Annotated in this window: 17 protein-coding genes; 7 read left to right on the forward strand and 10 right to left on the reverse strand. The window is 44.4% G+C overall.

From position 1 onward, the window contains the following. Positions 1-72 precede the first annotated feature (72 nt). The gene (locus tag ACED28_RS11160; protein WP_017096307.1) at positions 73-1,113 is read right to left on the reverse strand and encodes a DUF1214 domain-containing protein; all 1,041 of its coding nucleotides are present in this window, start codon (positions 1,111-1,113) and stop codon (positions 73-75) included. A 666-nt stretch (positions 1,114-1,779) separates the two neighbouring features. Here ACED28_RS11160 and ACED28_RS11165 point away from each other — a divergent pair. Then, entirely contained in the window at positions 1,780-2,016 is a 237-nt protein-coding gene (locus tag ACED28_RS11165; protein WP_065606862.1) for a YdcH family protein, read from the forward strand. A 191-nt stretch (positions 2,017-2,207) separates the two neighbouring features. Further along, positions 2,208-3,104, forward strand: coding sequence for a LysR family transcriptional regulator (locus ACED28_RS11170; protein ID WP_017082584.1), 897 nt, complete (start codon positions 2,208-2,210; stop codon positions 3,102-3,104). A 103-nt stretch (positions 3,105-3,207) separates the two neighbouring features. Here the strand turns inward: ACED28_RS11170 and ACED28_RS11175 are convergent, their stop codons facing one another. From ACED28_RS11175 to ACED28_RS11200, 6 genes are all read right to left on the reverse strand, one after another. Continuing rightward, positions 3,208-4,002, reverse strand: coding sequence for an SDR family NAD(P)-dependent oxidoreductase (locus ACED28_RS11175; protein WP_371709870.1), 795 nt, complete (start codon positions 4,000-4,002; stop codon positions 3,208-3,210). A gap of 302 nt (positions 4,003-4,304) precedes the next feature. After that, positions 4,305-5,864, reverse strand: coding sequence for a glycerol-3-phosphate dehydrogenase (gene glpD / locus ACED28_RS11180; protein ID WP_371709871.1), 1,560 nt, complete (start codon positions 5,862-5,864; stop codon positions 4,305-4,307). Between the two features lie 269 nt (positions 5,865-6,133). Beyond that, positions 6,134-6,919, reverse strand: a complete 786-nt coding sequence (locus tag ACED28_RS11185) for a DeoR/GlpR family transcriptional regulator (protein ID WP_004732237.1) — start codon at positions 6,917-6,919, stop codon at positions 6,134-6,136. Positions 6,920-7,211: 292 nt separating this feature from the next. Then, positions 7,212-8,732: a glycerol kinase GlpK gene (glpK, locus tag ACED28_RS11190; protein WP_371709872.1), complete on the reverse strand. Its 1,521-nt coding sequence runs from the start codon at positions 8,730-8,732 to the stop codon at positions 7,212-7,214. A 59-nt stretch (positions 8,733-8,791) separates the two neighbouring features. After that, on the reverse strand, positions 8,792-9,646 hold the full coding sequence (locus ACED28_RS11195; protein ID WP_269335191.1) for an MIP/aquaporin family protein: 855 nt from the start codon (positions 9,644-9,646) through the stop codon (positions 8,792-8,794). A 448-nt stretch (positions 9,647-10,094) separates the two neighbouring features. Beyond that, a complete protein-coding gene (locus ACED28_RS11200) occupies positions 10,095-10,526 on the reverse strand; it encodes a PACE efflux transporter (protein WP_012600123.1) in 432 nt (143 codons plus the stop codon). Positions 10,527-10,656: 130 nt separating this feature from the next. Here ACED28_RS11200 and ACED28_RS11205 point away from each other — a divergent pair, with 130 nt between their 5' ends. Next, positions 10,657-11,544 carry a LysR family transcriptional regulator gene (locus tag ACED28_RS11205; protein ID WP_102511238.1) on the forward strand — a complete coding sequence of 296 codons (888 nt, stop codon included), beginning with the start codon at positions 10,657-10,659 and terminating at the stop codon, positions 11,542-11,544. 129 nt (positions 11,545-11,673) lie between these two features. Here ACED28_RS11205 and arsB read toward each other — a convergent pair whose 3' ends face one another. Together arsB and ACED28_RS11215 are read right to left on the reverse strand one after the other, a co-directional pair. Continuing rightward, complete coding sequence (gene arsB, locus ACED28_RS11210; protein ID WP_017102293.1) at positions 11,674-12,729, reverse strand: ACR3 family arsenite efflux transporter; 1,056 nt, start codon at positions 12,727-12,729, stop codon at positions 11,674-11,676. Between the two features lie 105 nt (positions 12,730-12,834). Beyond that, positions 12,835-13,176 (reverse strand): helix-turn-helix transcriptional regulator, encoded by a 342-nt coding sequence (locus ACED28_RS11215; RefSeq protein WP_016794841.1) that lies wholly within the window; start codon positions 13,174-13,176, stop codon positions 12,835-12,837. A 319-nt stretch (positions 13,177-13,495) separates the two neighbouring features. Here ACED28_RS11215 and ACED28_RS11220 point away from each other — a divergent pair, with 319 nt between their 5' ends. From ACED28_RS11220 to ACED28_RS11230, 3 genes are all read left to right on the forward strand, one after another. Continuing rightward, entirely contained in the window at positions 13,496-14,293 is a 798-nt protein-coding gene (locus ACED28_RS11220) for a Cof-type HAD-IIB family hydrolase (RefSeq protein WP_371709873.1), read from the forward strand. 181 nt (positions 14,294-14,474) lie between these two features. Beyond that, complete coding sequence (locus tag ACED28_RS11225) at positions 14,475-15,122, forward strand: DsbA family oxidoreductase (protein WP_017096299.1); 648 nt, start codon at positions 14,475-14,477, stop codon at positions 15,120-15,122. A gap of 34 nt (positions 15,123-15,156) precedes the next feature. Next, positions 15,157-16,365, forward strand: a complete 1,209-nt coding sequence (locus tag ACED28_RS11230; RefSeq protein WP_371709874.1) for a winged helix-turn-helix domain-containing protein — start codon at positions 15,157-15,159, stop codon at positions 16,363-16,365. A gap of 65 nt (positions 16,366-16,430) precedes the next feature. Here ACED28_RS11230 and ACED28_RS11235 read toward each other — a convergent pair whose 3' ends face one another. Further along, the gene (locus tag ACED28_RS11235) at positions 16,431-17,288 is read right to left on the reverse strand and encodes a LysR substrate-binding domain-containing protein (protein ID WP_371709875.1); all 858 of its coding nucleotides are present in this window, start codon (positions 17,286-17,288) and stop codon (positions 16,431-16,433) included. 106 nt (positions 17,289-17,394) lie between these two features. Between ACED28_RS11235 and ACED28_RS11240 the strand changes: the two genes are divergently transcribed. Next, entirely contained in the window at positions 17,395-17,718 is a 324-nt protein-coding gene (locus ACED28_RS11240) for a putative quinol monooxygenase (protein WP_371709876.1), read from the forward strand. Positions 17,719-17,720 lie beyond the last annotated feature (2 nt).

The raw sequence follows: 17,720 nt of genomic DNA on the forward strand, positions 1-17,720 counted from the left end.
GCTGTTATTGTTAGCAGCTGTTATTGCCAGTTAATTAACACTAATCACTCGCAACTCAGTCGTTATTCCCCGCTATTGAGCAGTGACCTGTGGGAAGTTGTGCATCTCACCTGATGCTACCGCTTCATCACTAGGACGGTATGCACGAACCGCAAAGTTCCAGCCATCATCGTTTACTTCAATTACGTTATTTGCAGCGTCACAGGTTTGCCCTTTTGGCGCAAAGTGGATCGTGTAAGAACCGTCTTTATTGGGTGTTGATGTCGTTGAATCAGCACTGTTGTTGTTCGTCATCAACCAGCCTTGGCTTGAATAGGCCGTAATTGACCAATAACCGCCTTCGTCATAACGTAATGAGGGTGCTTCAAACGTGATGTTTGCACATTCTGTTTTACCTGTGCCCGCTCGTGATGTATAAACAGCATGCTCTGCCGGCATACCAGCCCAGCCCACCGCAGTACCTATCATAAACTGCTTGTTATCTGATGTTGCTGTGATGTTTGGTGTGAAGGCTTCTTCTGTCTTGATGTCATTAACTAGCTTCTCCCATTTTGCTCGGACGTTATCTCGAGAAGCATCATCCCAATCTGAAGCAGGTTCAAAAGGCTTAGCTGATTTCGCATTAATGACCGCCGCATCTTGCAGTCGATGCGCTTCATCTGCGCCAGCACTTGTTGCAGTTCGCATCAGTATGTAGATGTAGTCTGAACCTGCGATTTCTGAGTCGATGTAAATTTCTTCGCCACCATAAATGGCCATGTGGTTATCATGATTGTTATTGAAGATATGCATGATTTGGTACGCATCGCCTTTCGCCAGTTTGAATGTTGCGCCTTCTGAGACATCGACAACCGCGGTTGAATAGAGCAGGTCGGTGTTAGAGCGGATAATCATTTGGTTCTCTACCGTTACGTTCTCACGATTATGCTCAAAAACATTAACCGGTTGATGCTCTAACTGTTGAGTGAAGTAAAGGTCGCTTTCTGCACGAGCGAAGTTTTCGTCGGTTACTTCAACTGCTGCCATTGTTTGCATTGATGTGATGGTAATCAGTGTTGCTAAAATGGTCTTTTTCATATCGTTTACCTTGAGGTCGTCATTAGGAGATGACACTAATGTATCGGTTTGGTGGTGATTCTAAAAATGAATTGATGTTATTTAGATAATAACTGAAAGGAATTGAAGGGCCGGTTATTGTGAAGCTTAGAGAGAGTTGTGACTGTTTTTTGTTCGTTTGGTGAAAGTTTTTTGCACGGAGACTGGTCGTTAATTAATGAAGCGATGCTTTGTTCATTAACTAAGGCTTTATCGGCAGGTAAGGCTTTAGTTAATGACTGAGGTATTCGCGCTTTTAAGCACTATGCTTTAGTTATGACTAAAAGAGGATTAATTATGAAATGGCTTATCTTATCTGTAACGCTATTGTTTGTGGCGGGATGCCAATCGACAGGCTCTGACACATCTTCACATGATCAAATGAATCGAGTTCATTCTGGTGGGTGTAGCAGCTAATCCTTTTTTGAAAATACTTTTTAGCTGCTGTTATTATCATTTCTGTCACTGTTCTTATAAATAACTCACCTCTACAAAGCCTTGCGATTACGTGAGGCTTTCTTCTATGTAAAGCATCTTATTTTTTAGGTGGATGTTGTAAATTTGTGAATCTGAACTGTCTATATTCTAGGCTGTGTACTGGATCTCATTTGTTATTTGAGTCCCTTGCTAAGGTAAATAATGAATGTGTACTACCAATCACTTTACTCAACTTAAGAGGTTTCTATGCTAGGTGAAAATCACTCTCTTGTTCACGAATTTCCTGAAATGAAAGACAAAATTGCTGAGCTTGCTAAAACTGACGATGGCTTTGCAGAAGATATGAAGACATACGACAACCTTGATAAAGAGATTCGTAAACTAGAGCTGAAAGATTCACCCATTGATGACGGCTCGATGCACCAATTGAAACATGATCGTTCTGAGCTTAAAGATTCACTGCATGCTCGTTTAACGGGCTAGTGAGTTGGTAATTTTGCTGACTAGCTAAATGGCGAATTACAGACTTAGACAAAAACTCCTTCGGGAGTTTTTTTCGTTTTGGCTCAATCACTTCTTCACAATTCAACTGAGTTAATACGTTGTATTGTTATGTGAATGACGCATAATGAGGGTTGCTGGTACACGATTTTTAAGATTTTATTGGTAATCTCATGAATATTGAACACCTCAAATTGTTTGTTCGTTTAGCTTCCACACACAACATCAGCATGGCTGGGCAAGAGCTTGGTTTATCTCCTGCTGTTGCAAGCTCGCACATCAGTAAACTGGAAGACAATTTAGGCGTTCGCTTGGTCCACAGAACCACTCGTAAGGTCTCTTTAACCGAAGAGGGGGAAGCATTCTTACCCCATGCTGAAGAAGTGCTATCGAGTGTGGATGCTGCCAAATCGGCGGTCGGTGTGGGTTGTGATTCTCCAACCGGAACGCTGCGAGTTACCGCATCTGCGTCTTTTGGGCGTTTGCATCTTGTGCCTGCTTTACCTGGATTCTTAGAGCGCTACCCTGGGTTAAAAGTCGATCTCAGGCTATCAGACTCGATGGTGGATGTTGTTGAGGGTGGCTTTGATATCGCGATTCGTATCTCGGAGCTGAAAGACTCGACACTGATTGCCCGAAAATTGGCGACAGACAAACGTATTGTGTGTGCATCGCCTGATTACTTAATCAAATATGGTAAGCCAGCTACACCTCGAGATCTTAACGATCATCAGTGTATTAGCTTGATTGGTTTAGAAAACTGGACCTTCAGTACTGAAAGCGGGCCTAAGACGATTAAGGCATCTGGGTCGTTCAGGGCTGATAACGGAGAAGCACTGCGTGACGCAGCGTCAGGTGGTATGGGTATCACGGTGACGTCGAATTGGTGTGCCTATGAACAACTGAAAAGCGGTCAGCTGGTTCAAATATTAGAAGATTACCCATTAACCTCAGAGCCTGCGATTTGGGCGGTGTACCCAAGTACAAGGTTACTGGCACCAAAGGTGAGAGCCTTCATTGACTACTTCTCTGAATATTATGGTAATCCGCCGTATTGGGAGCAAACGTAGAGACAAACGTTGTACGAAAGCCCTGTGTTTCTAAGTTAATTTATTAGAAACACAGGGCTTTTTTATTGAGATTTGCAAATCAACTCATCATGAGTCGTCGCAATTAAGAAAGCGTTGCTTTGATAATCTCTTCAATTTTAGCGACAACTTGCTGTGATTTATCACCGTATATCGCATCTGGGTGCGGGTTCGCAAACGTGTTGTTGTCGTTATCAAAGTATTGACCGCCTGCTTGTGCAAACTCATCAGACAATGATGCGCGAACCAGAATATCAGAACCGATGCTTAGGTCGCCGCCTGCAATGCCGTAAGCGTCTTTCACCATCTTACTGCCTAGTAACGAAGCTGGGTTGACCGCAACAGAGCCTAACTCTTTTGCCATCTCGCGAGTCCACATGGTGATCGCAAGCTTGCTTTGTGCGTAAGCGTCACCATCAGAAAGCGGTTTTTTACCTTCTAGCGCTTCGATGTTCACTGCTGCTTGCGCCGCTGAAGATAGGTTCACTACTCGGCTAGATGCATCGAGCACAGGTAGCAGACGTTTAGTCAGGTGGTATGGTGAAATAGTATTCACAACAAAACGAACATCTAAACCGTCTTTAGTAATTGGGTTCGGAGTGTTGAACACACCTGCGTTGTTAATCAGTACATTAATCTTATCGTGCTCAGCAATTACTTTGTCAGCCAACGCATCCACATCAGCCAGAACAGACAAGTCTGCCACGTAACTTTGAATTTTCGCTTCATCAGAGATAGCCACGAGCTGCTGCTCTACGTCTTTGAGCTTGCTTGGGTTACGTCCATGCAATAAAACGTGGTGGCCTTGTTGAACAAGTATTTTTGCCGTTTCGAAGCCGATACCATCGGTAGAGCCTGTGAGCAGAATAACTTTTTGCATGGAATAGATTCCTTATTAAAGCGCTGACATGGTGAGCGTTTTTAAATGTGTTGTTTCGTTGAGGTAAAGAATAGCAACCTTTTATGAAGTTGATAATCAACCGGATTAATAAAACACTATTTAGTTTTTGTTGAAAATGGGGGAGTGAACAAAGCCTCAGTCCGTGCGAAGGAGACGATCAATCGAGAGATTTATCTGATCGAGTTCTTAGGCCGGAATAGCAGGCAATAAAAAAGCTTAGCGCGGGGGACGCTAAGCTTCGTTGTTAAGTATGTTCTTGAACCATGTTTAAGCTGGTGGGGTTAGCCTACTTGAGAAAAGCTTACAACCTTGCTTTGTAGCTTCTCTTTCAGGTAATCCGTCACCGCTTGCTGCTCGGATTCGCTCATATACAGGCCAAGTTTGGTTCTGCGCCACAAGATGTCTTCGTCTGTCATCGCCATCTCTTCATTGATCAAGTAATCGATCTCAACTTGATAAACGCCATGTGCCTCGCTTGAGAATTGAATGCCAAGGTCAGCTTCGCTATTTGCGCCTTCCAATAGTTTCCATGTGTAAGTACCAAATTGAGTCACGTAGCGAAGCAATAGCGCTTCAGATGCCCAAGGGTATTTAGTGTGGATCATCTTCGCAAGCTGCTCTCTGCTGCAACTAAAGTTACCACCTGGAAGCGTGTCGTTCGCTGTCCATGGTGCGCCCATGTTGGTTAGGTGTGGCTCAAGCTTCTTAAGTGCCGCTTCGCCGAGTTTACGATAAGTAGTTAACTTGCCACCGAAGATCGAAAGCAGTGGTGCTTGATCGAGCTCTGCGTCCAATTCCAATGTGTAGTCACGAGTGATCGCTTGTGGTGAATCCGATTCGTCGTCACAAAGCGGTCTTACGCCACTGTATGTCCAAACCACGTCTTCACGACCGAGCTGTTTAACAAAGTGTTGGTTAACGATATCAATCAAGTAATCCACTTCGACATCATCAATTGCGACGTTACGTGGGTCGCCTTTGTATTCAAGGTCGGTAGTGCCGATGATCGAGAACTTATCTAGGTAAGGGATCATGAACACAATACGATTGTCTTTGTTTTGCAGGATGTACGCTTGTGGTTCGTCGTGAATACGTGGCACAACAATGTGAGAGCCTTTGATCAGACGAATATTACGAGGCGAAGCTTGCTCTAATCCATCATCAAAGAACTGCTTAACCCAAGGGCCAGCTGCGTTGACCAGTGCTTTCGCTTTACGTTCAAAACGCTGGTTTGTCATCACATCAAGGATCGTCACATGCCAGATGCCGCCTTCACGGTGCGCTTTTTCAACTCGGCAGTAGTTACGAACTTCTGCGTTGTTCTCTTTTGCTGCTAATACGTTGAGCAACACCATACGCGCATCATCAACCCAGCAATCTGAGTATTCGAAGCCTGTCTTCATTTCTGGTTTCAGTAGGCCTGATTTCGCTAAGTTGACGGTCTTACTTCCAGGAAGAGTGGTGCGCTTACCCAAGTTATCGTAAAGGAATAGGCCACAGCGAATCATCCAAGCCGGGCGTAAAAATGGTCGATGTGGTAAACGGAAACGCATTGGTTGAGCAACATGAGGTGCTTTTCTTAACAAGACTTCACGTTCCGCGAGTGCTTCCGAAACCAAACGAAATTCGTAATGTTCAAGGTAGCGTAGGCCTCCGTGGATAAGCTTTGAGCTAGCAGAAGACGTCGCAGACGCGAAATCATTTGCTTCGTATAAGCCAACGTTTAGACCACGACCTGATGCATCTGCCGCGATGCCTGCACCATTGATGCCGCCACCAATCACGATCAAGTCTAAAGTGGAAGGTGTACTGTTGTTTGAATTATTTTGTTGAGCACTCATGGTTTTGACCTCTTTCTGAGCGAACGAGCATTTTAGAACATAATTGAATCCTATATGAACTTTCGTTTGCGGTCATTTATTATTTTCGTTTATGCGCGTTTTATGTGATTTGGGCATAAAAAAACCTCTGCTTATGAAAGCAGAGGTTCAAATAAGTCTAATTCGAGCATAGAAGCGACAGTGGTAGTGAGCAAGTTTTACTTTTTTAACTTTTCTATAAAGAATCGTGATTCATTTAAGAAAGTGGCTCACTGAGCACTTATGTTGAGTTATTCGCTCACAGGACGAGCGGTATCGATCACTTCTAATGGTATTGCTGAATCTTTAAGGATGTTGAGAATCTCTTCCGGTGGCTGCTTGTTGGTAAAGACCATGTGCGCTTGAGAGATATTGCCGAGCTTAACCATCGCGTTACGGCCAAACTTAGTATGGTCGACGGCTAAGAAGATGCTGCGACTGTTTTCGATGATGGCTTGTTTTACACGAACTTCGTGGTAATCAAAATCGAGCAGTGAGCCATCAAAGTCGATGCCGCTGATGCCCAAAATACCGAAATCAAGGCGGAACTGCTTCACGAAATCGAGTGTCGCTTCGCCAACTATACCGCCATCACGGTTTCTCACTTCTCCACCCGCCAGGATAACCTTGATCTCTGGGTTAGGCAGAAGGATGCTGGCAACATTGATGTTGTTGGTGACGACTCTTAGTTGTTTGTGGTTTTTGTTGAGTGCGCGTGCCACCGATTCTGGCGTGGTACCGATATCAACGAATAGGGTTGCACCATCTGGGATGTGTTTAACCAGTTCATCGGCGATCACGTCTTTTTCGTTGAAGTTAAGCGCTTTACGCGTGTTATACGAGGTGTTTTCCGAGCTTAAAGGAATGGTTGCACCACCATGATAGCGACGAATTTTGTTGCTATCGGCGAGTTCATTGAGGTCTCGTCTGATGGTTTGTGGGCTGACATCGAACTTTTCAACGAGCTCTTCGGTACTCACATATCCTTGTGTTTTTACCAGATCTACAATCTGCTGGTGTCTTGGTATCTGCTTCACTTAACTTACCACTCCCTGCGCGCAAAGGGCTCTAGCGCGTCAAAATCGAAAATATAAACTCACGCTATTGTGCTCGAATTGATGAAAAGAGAGAAGTAATGATGGTAAGGAATCATGTCTAAACCGCAAAAACGCTGCGCAAAACGCGGAATTTGAGCCTGAAACGCAAAAAAGAGCACAAAATAGTGCTCTTTTTAGTTTCGTTTGCTGAGGTTCGAACAATCTAGTCGATTAGATTACTCGAGTTTCTAGGTCAGCGGCTAATGATTAACGATTAGCTGAATAATCAGTATTACTCTTCGTCGTCATCGTGCAGTTCAGACCAAACCTGTGCACACTTGATCGCACGCTTCCAACCTTTGTAACGGCGGTTACGCTTCTCTTCGTCGTGGTGTGGCATGAAGGTGCGGTTAAGAACGGCTTTGTCTTGAAGCTCGTCAATGCTGTCCCAGAAACCAACCGCTAGGCCAGCAAGGTAAGCGGCACCAAGAGCCGTTACTTCTGTTACTTCCGGGCGGTGAACTTCAGTATCCAGCACGTCTGATTGGAATTGCATTAGGAAGTTGTTCGCTACTGCGCCGCCATCAACACGTAGTTTCGCTAGCTTGATGCCTGAATCCGCTTGCATCGCGTCTAGTACGTCACGCGTTTGGTAAGCAATGCCTTCCAGCGTTGCACGGATGATGTGGTTAGAGTTAACACCACGAGTTAGGCCGACAATCGTACCGCGAGCGTAAGCATCCCAGTATGGTGCGCCTAAACCAGTAAACGCAGGGACTACGTAAACGCCGTTTGAAGAATCTACTTTGGTTGCGAAGTACTCAGAGTCTTCTGCGCCAGCCAGTAGCTTCATTTCATCACGTAGCCATTGGATTGATGCGCCACCCATGAATACTGCACCTTCAAGTGCGTACGCAGGCTCACCTTTAGGGCCACATGCTAGCGTTGTGAGTAGACCATTCTTCGATGTTACTTTCTCTTGGCCTGTGTTCATTAGAAGGAAACAACCCGTGCCGTAAGTATTCTTAGCTTGGCCTGCTTCTACACACATTTGACCGTAAAGTGCAGCTTGTTGGTCACCCGCAATACCCGCGATTGGGATACGCGTACCGCCTTTACCACCAAGGTTCGTTTGACCGTATACCTCTGAAGAGCGTTTTACTTCTGGCATCATGACTGCTGGAATGCCCATTTCATTAAGTAGCTTCTGATCCCAGCATAGGTCATTGATGTTGAACAACATAGTACGTGACGCGTTGGTATAATCCGTAACGTGAACACGTCCTTGAGTCATCTTCCAAACTAACCACGTATCAACTGTACCGAACAGTAGTTTGCCAGCTTCTGCGTCTTCGCGAGCGCCTTCAACGTTGTCTAGAATCCATTTTACTTTGGTACCTGAGAAATACGGGTCAAGGACTAAGCCTGTATTGTCACGTACGTAGTCTTCTAGGCCACGTGCTTTAAGGTCTTCACAGATGTCTGCTGTACGGCGACACTGCCATACGATGGCGTTATAAACCGGCTTACCCGTTTCTTTGTTCCAAACAATGGTGGTTTCACGTTGGTTCGTGATACCAATGCCCGCTAGCTCGTCGCTGCGAATGCCTGCTTTAGCAAGTGCTTCAACCAATGTAGAGCTTTGAGTTGCCCAGATTTCCATTGGGTCATGCTCAACCCAACCGGCTTTAGGATAAATCTGAGTAAATTCGCGTTGAGAAGAGCTTACGATGTTTGCATCGTGGTCGAGGATTACAGCGCGAGAGCTTGTGGTGCCTTGGTCTAGGGCAACAATGTATTTTTGCTCGGTCATGGTAAGAATCCTTTTTCTTTTGTTATTTATATTTTAGTAAATGTAGGGGCGCTTAGTGATTAAGCTTGAGCTTGTTCAGCTTCTTCTTCTGTTTCACATTGGTTTGGAATTGTGCAGCCTTGGCCTTCTATTGGTAGGTAAGCACCGATAACGCGTGGGTACAACCAACCACCAAAACACGCACCCGCAATTGGAGCAAGAATTGGCACGATGAAGTAAGGAATATCACGAGCACCGCTTAGTGCGAAATCCCAACCTGCAAAGTAAGCAAAAAGTTTTGGCCCGAAGTCACGAGCAGGGTTCATTGCAAAGCCAGTCAGTGGACCTAAAGAACCACCAATTACTGCGATAAGAATACCGATCAGTAGAGGGTTCATTGCACCGCGAGATGCGCCATTGTTCTCATCACCTAACGCTAAAATGGCAAACATCAACACTGCAGTAATCACGAATTCCACAGCAAAAGCGCCGAAGAAAGAGAGTGAAGCATGTGGGTAAGTCGAGAAGATACCAGCAGTTGATAGTGCGTCTTGGCTGCTACGAACAAAGTTATGTGCGATTTCGTAGTCAGTAAATAGGTTGCTGTACAGGCTGTAAACCAATGCTGCAGAGCAGAATGCGCCAAGCAGTTGCGAAATGATGTAAGGCAGCACTTTCGCTTTATCGAAGCCATGGAACATTGCTAGTGCAATCGTTACGGCTGGGTTGATGTGCGCGCCTGAAACGCCGGCAGTACAGTAAATTGCAATCGCAACACCGAAGCCCCAGATGATGCTGATTTCCCATTGTCCGAATGTTGCACCGGTTAGTACCAGTGCAGCCACACAGCCAACGCCGAAGAATATGAGTAATCCTGTACCGATAAATTCAGCCAAGCATTGCCCAAATAAAGAAGGGTGTTTGTTTGTTGTCATGTTCGAGTCCTTGTTAGTTTTGCTTATCTAGCACGTGTATTGTGCATATATTTGCGAATTCGAAAATAAACGAACATAAAAAGTGAGCGTTTGAGCATAAAATTGTTAATCAAAGTCACTTGAAATGTTAATCCGAACACTTTTGCTCGAAAAAGATACTCGCATGAACGTCATTGCTCGAATGGATGTGTTTCGTGGTCGCTCAAACTACCTGTATGTAAATGAATGCACAACTGGTACGAGGAGTTTGTGTTTGGATTTGTGATGCTACTTCGTGAGTGGTGGATTATTAGACTTAATTAAGAAGGGCTAGGTGATGTTCTTGCCATGTAACAAGGTCGTTAACCAATGAGCTTATATGCATAAATGAATAAACTGCCAACTATGTTGTAGTTTGGCAGTTTTAATTTGGGTGTATGTTCTTGTTATACGATACGAACTTACCGCTCTAAACCAGAGCTGCCACTTTTCCTTTCGAAACCAATTGAGCTCGGATTGAGTCATACGCCCAGTTGAATGCTATCGCGTAAAGTACGAAGAAAATAACTAGGCCGATGTCCATGATCAGTACGGTTAGGAAATCGAGTTGTAGAACCCACATCAAGACAGGCAAAGTCACTGTCATTAAGCCAAGCTCAAAACCTAATCCGTGCAGAACACGTGTTTTCTTGGTTCTTTTGCTTCGGTCTGCTCCGTAAATTTTGTCGTAGCCATAGTTGTAAACGTAGTTCCACGCCATCGCTATCAATGATATTGCGAGCGCTAAGCCTGCCATTTCGCCTGCGCCGTTTCCTGTAATATAGGTTGCAAGCCCTGCCATCAAAACCAAAGCAACCAATTCAAATAGCACCATGTGCAACATGCGTTCTTTATGTGACATTTTTCTAACTCTCTTTACGATTAAATAGCCGCCGATGGGCTAATGACTTGGCTAGATAATATCTACTTAAATGATAATATAAAGATGATTAGTATCACATGTAGTGATAGTAAGTGTTGGGAGAAACCGAATGTACAACATTGAACAGCTGAAAATGTTTGTGTATGCCGTTGAATTAGGGTCATTTTCTGCCAGTGCTCGTCATTTAGGGAAGGTGCAGTCGGCGGTAAGCCAAGGCATCAGTAATCTTGAAATAGATTTTAATGTTGAGCTTTTTGATCGTTCGACTCGAAAGCCTTCACTAACCAAAGCAGGCGAGCAGTTATTTAAACAGGTGAAAGCGATCGTGCTTCAGGTTGAAGATCTGAATGTGACGGTTAGTGCGATGGGTAGCGGTGAAGAGGGGCTCATCAAAATTGCATTAGATGATTCATTACTGGTTCCGAACTTATCTAAGATCCTTAGTCAGTTCAGTCAACAATTCCCTGCTACTGAAGTTGAACTGGTTGCGTGTACCACAACAGAGGTCAATCCGCTAATTATCGAAGAGAGAGCCGACATTGGATTGATGTTTACCAACTTGGCTTTTGATGTCGGTTCTGAGCCATGCTTTATCGGTCACTTACCGTTTATTGCTGTGTGTCATCCAAGTCATGCGCTCGCAAAAACAGGTGTGGCGAAACTCACGGACTTACTCCCGCATCGTCAGTTAATGTTGAGGGGAGACAAAGGCAAGGTGATGGACCAGTTTCCGCTGATTGCCGGAAAGGTATGGTGGTCAAACAGCTTTATTGTGATCAAAGAGATGGTACTTGGCAGTGATATTGGCTGGGCATACTTACCTAGGCACCTCGTCGAAGAGGAGCTGAATAAGCAGCGTTTAGTGGAGATTAATGTCTCATTCGATCACAAAACGTGGTCGCCGCCCGTTGATCTTGTTTTGTCTAAAACACGCTCGAAAGGCCCAGCATTGCTTTGGCTTGAACAAGCATTGAAAGGCCTATTAGACGAAACGTAAGCTGGACGAGACATAAATTGGATCAAACTGAATAAAGAAAAGGCTCACCGTTTAACGTGTGAGCCTTTCTGTTCAAAGTGATACTGCTTTTGTTAGTTCTAGTTCTAGTTCTAGGTGTAGACGTAGATGCTATACGCTAGGTTTAACCGTCTGACCGTTGTAGTACTTGTCTTTCATCTTAAGCGCCACGTTCACTAGATAAATCAACACAGGTACTTCAATCAGTGGACCGATAACACCGGCAAACGCTTGGTCTGAGTTGATACCGAATACTGAGATAGCAACAGCAATCGCTAGCTCGAAGTTGTTACCTGTCGCTGTGAATGCAATTGATGCGTTCTTGTCGTATTCAATACCCATCTTCTTACCAATGAAGAAGCTGATGAAGAACATTGCTGTGAAGTAGATAGTCAGTGGAACCGCAATCAACAATACGTCCATTGGCAGTTCAACAATCATCTCGCCTTTTAGGCTGAACATTAGAACGATAGTTGCCAGTAGTGCAATCAGTGTGATTGGTGAGATGCGTGGAATGAACACATCGTTGTACCACTGCTCGCCTTTCATCGACACAAGGATCTTACGGCTTAGGAAGCCCGCTAGGAATGGGATTCCTAGGTAGATAAGAACACTGTGTGCAATATCGATCATCGAGATATCAACCATCATGCCTTCGTAACCAAATACTGGTGGAAGAACGCTGATGAACAACCACGCCATAAAGCTGTAGCTCACCACTTGGAATGCACTGTTTAGAGCAACCAATGCCGCGCCGTATTCTTTGTTACCGCCGCCGATGTCGTTCCAAACTAGCACCATCGCCACACAACGAGCTAGACCAATCAGAATCACGCCGACCATGTAACCTGGGTGGTCACCCAAGAAAGTCAGTGCCAACACAAACATCAGAATTGGGCCAACAAGCCAGTTCATGATCAAAGATAGTTTGATCGCTTTCTTATCCTTGACCACAGTGCCTAATAGGTTGTAGTTTACCTTAGCCAGAGGCGGGTACATCATTAAGATAAGGCCAATCGCAAGTGGAATGTTGGTGGTACCAACCGACATAGATTCGTTCCACTGCTCGATCTGTGGGAATAGGATGCCAAGCAGTACACCAAGACCCATGGCAATAAAGATCCACAGCGTTAAGTAGCGATCTAGAAAACCTAATTTTGGTTTCATTATATTATCTCTTTGGTTGATATCGTCAATCGTCGAAAGGCGATATTGGGAAGCAAAAAAATACGCTTAATTTATTCCGTATTCGACAAACTAAGCGCGATAAATCTATTTCAAAATAGTGTCGATAAGCGATTCAAATTGCTGAATATTATCTCGGTTAATGCGATAGCACATCTTCGGTGGTATCGATTCAGCAGTGATGAAGCCTGAAGTTTTCAAGATTCTTAGGTGCTCTGATACTGTTGATTGAGCCAAGCCTAATTCACTCACCAAGTCACTGTTCAAACAGCCGCCCGATTTTTCTAACGTTGAAAGGATACTCAATATACGAACTCTTGCCGGGTGAGCGAGCGCTTTCGCTAGAGTTGCCATTTGCTTTTCAGCTTCGACATCACCATGTCCGATTGGTAGAGCACAGCCACCAGTTGTAGAGCAAGTTTCGTTCATATTGATGTTTCGCTTTTCATAATCGTTAAAAGACGATTAATGGTAGGCCTATTTCTTTTATTGGTCAATGCGAAATTTATAAGTCGGCTTAAATTGGCATCTCAGAACAATGGTTTTAGTTAAGCTTGATATTCGATTTTTATCTGTTTTTACCTTCTTATTGCGCATAAACAAGATCTTAGATTTAAACAGAGAAATCGACCGAAAAGCATTGCATTCACTGGCTACTCTAGCGATATAATCGAAGGCAGAACCGTTACACAAGATAACGAAAAATCATAATTTACACTTTAATCTTTACTTATAGGTAAGCCCTGAAATGCCACAACAGAACATCAAATTTATCGCTGCTGATATGGACGGCACTCTTCTTAATGAACACGGAAAGTTAGACCCAGAATTCTTCAATCTTTATGAGCGACTAGAAGCTCAAGACATCATTTTTGCTGCGGCATCGGGTCGTCAGTATTACAGCCTGATGGAAACCTTTGCTCCGCTAAAAGATCGCATGATGTTCGTTGCTGAAAACGGCACATTAGTGATGCACAAAGGGCAAGAGCTCTACAGCTGCTTACTTGATACTGATGCCATCAAAGAGATCATTAAAGAAGCGCGTGCGATTGAAGGTGCACACGTTGTACTTTGTGGTAAAAAGTCTGCATACATTGAAACCAAAGATGAGCGTGCTTTAGCGGAGATCTCTAAGTACTACCATCGCCGAGAGCAAGTAGAAGACTTACTGGCGGTAGAAGACGATTTCATCAAGGTGGCTATCTGTCACTTCGACGGTTCACAAGAGAAAGTGAACCCAACTATTGATGCCAAATTCGGTGAGAACTACCAAGTGGTTGTCAGTGCAAAAATTTGGTTGGATGTGATGAACGCTGAAGCGTCAAAAGGTGCGGCGATTAAACATCTACAGAACACATTAGGTTTCACTTACGAGCAGACCATGAGCTTTGGTGACTACCTCAATGACTTGGAAATGCTAAAAGAGAGCTACCACTCTTACGCGATGGAAAACGCCCATCCTAAGCTGAAAGAGATTGCGCGTTTTGGCGCGCCAAGTAACGCTGACGCGGGTGTGTTCCAAGTACTTGAGAAGTTGCTAGCGTAACGCTCTTAAGCTCGACCCGATTTTTGTCAAAGCCAACTCGTGAACATGAGTTGGCTTTTTTGTTCGTTAATGTTGAATTTAGTTAAATTTGAACGATTGTTCAGGTTGTTGTAGTCTGAAGATAAATTGGATGCCTGCTTTTACTGCAGACATGCCTTATCAATGATCACTTGGAATGACGATGAGCAAGAAACTTCAACTCGATATTATTTCTGACGTAATGTGCCCATGGTGCGTAGTCGGCTACAAAAACTTAGAGCAAGCCATTATAGAACTTGGTTTAGCGGAGCAAATTGAACTTGAATGGCAGCCGTTTGAGTTGAATCCAGATATGCCGCAAGAAGGTGAAAACCTGCGTGACCATATCATGAGAAAATACGGCTCTAGCGCAGAAGAGAGTCAAAGTTCACGCGAACAGCTTGCGGCGCGTGGCAAAGCGGTTGGTTTCGATTTCAATTTCTATGACAGCATGAGAATGGTGAATTCACGTCACCTACATGTGCTGCTCGATTTCGCGTTGGCGCATGGCAAACAGACTGAGTTAAAGCTACGCTTCTTTACTGCTCATTTTTCAGAGCAGAAAGATTTGTCCGATCTTGAGGTTATCGCGCAAGAACTTGAAGCAGTTGGCTTAGACTCAACGAAAGCACTGAAGCGCCTAAAGAACATCGATAACTTGAAGCAAATTGAAGCGCAAGAGTTTGAATGGCAACGCATGGGAATCTCAGCGGTTCCTACCGTGGTATTCAACCGAAAGAGTGCAGTCACTGGTGCGCAGACGGTCGAAACGTACAAGCAAATCCTTCAAGAACTTATTGCTGAATCATAAGCCGATTATTGGTATCAATTAGAGTCTGAATTACATGGAATCACTGTCACTCGCTCAAGCGCAAAAACTGGTATTGCTTTCGCAAAAGCTGCCGCCTAAGAAGTTACCACCTAAAAAGCAACGCAATGGGGGCACTTTGGCGAACACGCTGTCTGCGATTGAAAACCTTGGATATGTGCAAATTGATACCATCTCTGTGATTCAGCGAGCTCACCATCATACGCTGTGGAATCGTAATCAAGACTACCAACTTAACCATCTGGATAAGCTGTTAGAGCGTCGAGAAGTGTTTGAGTATTGGTCGCACGCTGCTGCTTATCTACCTATGCGTGATTACCGCTTCAGCCTGCATCGAAAGAACGGGTTTGCGACCGGTAAGCTTAAGCATTGGTATAAAAAGGATGATGCACTGATGGCGCATGTTCTCAAACGCATTGAGAGCGAAGGGCCATTAATGGCGAAAGACTTTGAAGGGGATAGACCAAACCCCGGCGGATGGGGCGGTAAACCTGCCAAACAGGCACTAGAGACTTTGTTTATGCAAGGTGACTTAATGGTGCCGAGCCGAGTGAACTTCCATAAGGTGTATGACCTAACCGAACGAGTTTTGCCGAGTGGTATTGATACCTCAGAACCAACGGAACAAGAGTACATCGAGCATCTAATTACGCGTTATTTAGAAGCTAATGGTGTGGGAATAGCGTCGGAAATGAGCTATCTACTCAAGAACACAAAACCTCTGATTCAGACAACACTCCAGCGGATGCTTGAAGATAAGCAGTTGATCAAATTAGATATTCAAGGCTCGGATTATTATGTTTTGCCGGATGCTTTCGAACTATTGAATCAGCCTCTTTCTAGAACCAAGTTAAAGATACTGTCTCCGTTTGATAACCTGTTGATTCAACGAAAGCGAATGCAATCATTGTTCAACTTTGATTACCTTCTTGAGTGTTATGTACCTGAAGCTAAGCGTCAGTTTGGTTATTTTAGCTTACCGATTCTCTGGCAAGGTGGGCTGGTGGCACGAATGGATTGCAAGGTCGACAGGAAGAGTGGTTTGCTCAATATCCGTAACTTGGTTGTGGAAGAGCGAATTAAAAACCATGAGTCGTTGGTTCATGCTTTATGCGATGAGCTAAAACACTTCATGGTGTTCAACCAATGTGATGAGATGATCGTCCATAACACCACACCCTCTGATCTTGGTAAGCGCTTGATGAGCCATTGGCAAACAGTCTAGCGGTTTTGTTGTTAAAAAAACTCTTCGTTACTTAGAAGCCTCTTTGCTAATTCGTCAGCGCTTAGTTACTCAGAAAGAGTGGCTAACAAGAATTCGACAAAGGTTCGGTTCTTCAACGACAGTTGCTTGGTTTTGTAGAGCAAGTGAATCGGCTTAGGGAAAGGTGCCATGCCGGGCAAGATCTCCAATAGCATTCCACGCTCAATTTCTTCGGCAACTAAGATAGTCGGCTGTAACAATACGCCTACGCCTTGAAGGGCAGCATATCGCAACACATCACCATTATTCGACATCAAGCGCACACACTCTTTATTCGGTGTGGTGTGAGGGGCTTGGCTGCTGTAACTGAATCCAAGCGATGGGTGCTGCGCCAAGTCTTCTAGTACTCTGATTTCAGCATGTTGGTTTAGGTAAGCGGGCGCGGCGCAATAACACATCTCATAATCCCCTAAGTATCTGGCGACTAAACTGGAGTCAGACAGGTCACCGATTCGCACAATCAGGTCAATGTCGGATGAATAAGGGTCGACAAGGTCATTATTCAACATCAGCTCAACGTTGATGGTTGGGTGATGTGCGAGAAATTTGGCCACGATAGGGGCGAGCACCTTGTTTCCATAGGTAACTGGGCAGTTAATTTTTACCGTGCCTTGTGGTTGGTTTTCCAAGGTTTGAATCAGGTTCTCTGCATTGCTGATGTCTTCGAGAATACGTTTACATTCTCGATAATAAAGCTGCCCTGAATCGGTTAACGATTGCTTACGCGTGGTGCGGTGGATCAGTTGAGAGTTGAGGCTCGATTCAAGGTGGTGGACATGTTTACTGATCATGGTCGCCGACAAGTTGAAGTGGTTGGCGGCGCTACGAAAGCTGCCTTGCTCGACCACGTAAACGAAGACCTTCATGCTAGTTAACTTATCCATTAAACACTCTCGGTTGATAAACAATAAACAAAACGTGAGTTTATCAATTATTAGGGGTTAATTATATTAATGGCAAACCGATAATTAACTAAAATAAGAGCGTGAAATGCCTCAGACGAATGAAACCATCTTTGTTACTGCAGAAATTAAGATTAAAACCAACACTGATCGTGAGGCTGCGATTGAAGCTATCGAGCAATTTTGCCGAGACATGCAAAGTGAGCCGGGGTGCCTACAAGCAATTGCAAGCTATGATCAAAACCAAAGCGATCGCGTTGTCTTGCTTGAGCAATACGTTAACCGTGAGGCGATCAATCAGCACTTTGTGATGCCTCATACGCAAGCGTTTATTGAGCGTGATATAACGGAATTAGTACAAGCATTTGAAACGCAACGTGGACCTATCAAAACACAAGAGCAGGAGATCTAAGC

The organism is Vibrio sp. 1F253 (assembly GCF_041439295.1).
GTDB lineage: Bacteria > Pseudomonadota > Gammaproteobacteria > Enterobacterales > Vibrionaceae > Vibrio > Vibrio tasmaniensis_A.

Coding starts and splice junctions, on each gene's coding strand:
- ACED28_RS11165 (WP_065606862.1), top strand. CDS start 1,780: ATGCTAGGTGAAAATCACTCTCTTGTTCACGAATTTCCTGAAATGAAA.
- ACED28_RS11170 (WP_017082584.1), top strand. CDS start 2,208: ATGAATATTGAACACCTCAAATTGTTTGTTCGTTTAGCTTCCACACAC.
- ACED28_RS11175 (WP_371709870.1), bottom strand. CDS start 4,002: ATGCAAAAAGTTATTCTGCTCACAGGCTCTACCGATGGTATCGGCTTC.
- glpD (WP_371709871.1), bottom strand. CDS start 5,864: ATGAGTGCTCAACAAAATAATTCAAACAACAGTACACCTTCCACTTTA.
- glpK (WP_371709872.1), bottom strand. CDS start 8,732: ATGACCGAGCAAAAATACATTGTTGCCCTAGACCAAGGCACCACAAGC.
- ACED28_RS11195 (WP_269335191.1), bottom strand. CDS start 9,646: ATGACAACAAACAAACACCCTTCTTTATTTGGGCAATGCTTGGCTGAA.
- ACED28_RS11200 (WP_012600123.1), bottom strand. CDS start 10,526: ATGTCACATAAAGAACGCATGTTGCACATGGTGCTATTTGAATTGGTT.
- ACED28_RS11205 (WP_102511238.1), top strand. CDS start 10,657: ATGTACAACATTGAACAGCTGAAAATGTTTGTGTATGCCGTTGAATTA.
- arsB (WP_017102293.1), bottom strand. CDS start 12,729: ATGAAACCAAAATTAGGTTTTCTAGATCGCTACTTAACGCTGTGGATC.
- ACED28_RS11215 (WP_016794841.1), bottom strand. CDS start 13,176: ATGAACGAAACTTGCTCTACAACTGGTGGCTGTGCTCTACCAATCGGA.
- ACED28_RS11220 (WP_371709873.1), top strand. CDS start 13,496: ATGCCACAACAGAACATCAAATTTATCGCTGCTGATATGGACGGCACT.
- ACED28_RS11225 (WP_017096299.1), top strand. CDS start 14,475: ATGAGCAAGAAACTTCAACTCGATATTATTTCTGACGTAATGTGCCCA.
- ACED28_RS11230 (WP_371709874.1), top strand. CDS start 15,157: ATGGAATCACTGTCACTCGCTCAAGCGCAAAAACTGGTATTGCTTTCG.
- ACED28_RS11235 (WP_371709875.1), bottom strand. CDS start 17,288: ATGGATAAGTTAACTAGCATGAAGGTCTTCGTTTACGTGGTCGAGCAA.
- ACED28_RS11240 (WP_371709876.1), top strand. CDS start 17,395: ATGCCTCAGACGAATGAAACCATCTTTGTTACTGCAGAAATTAAGATT.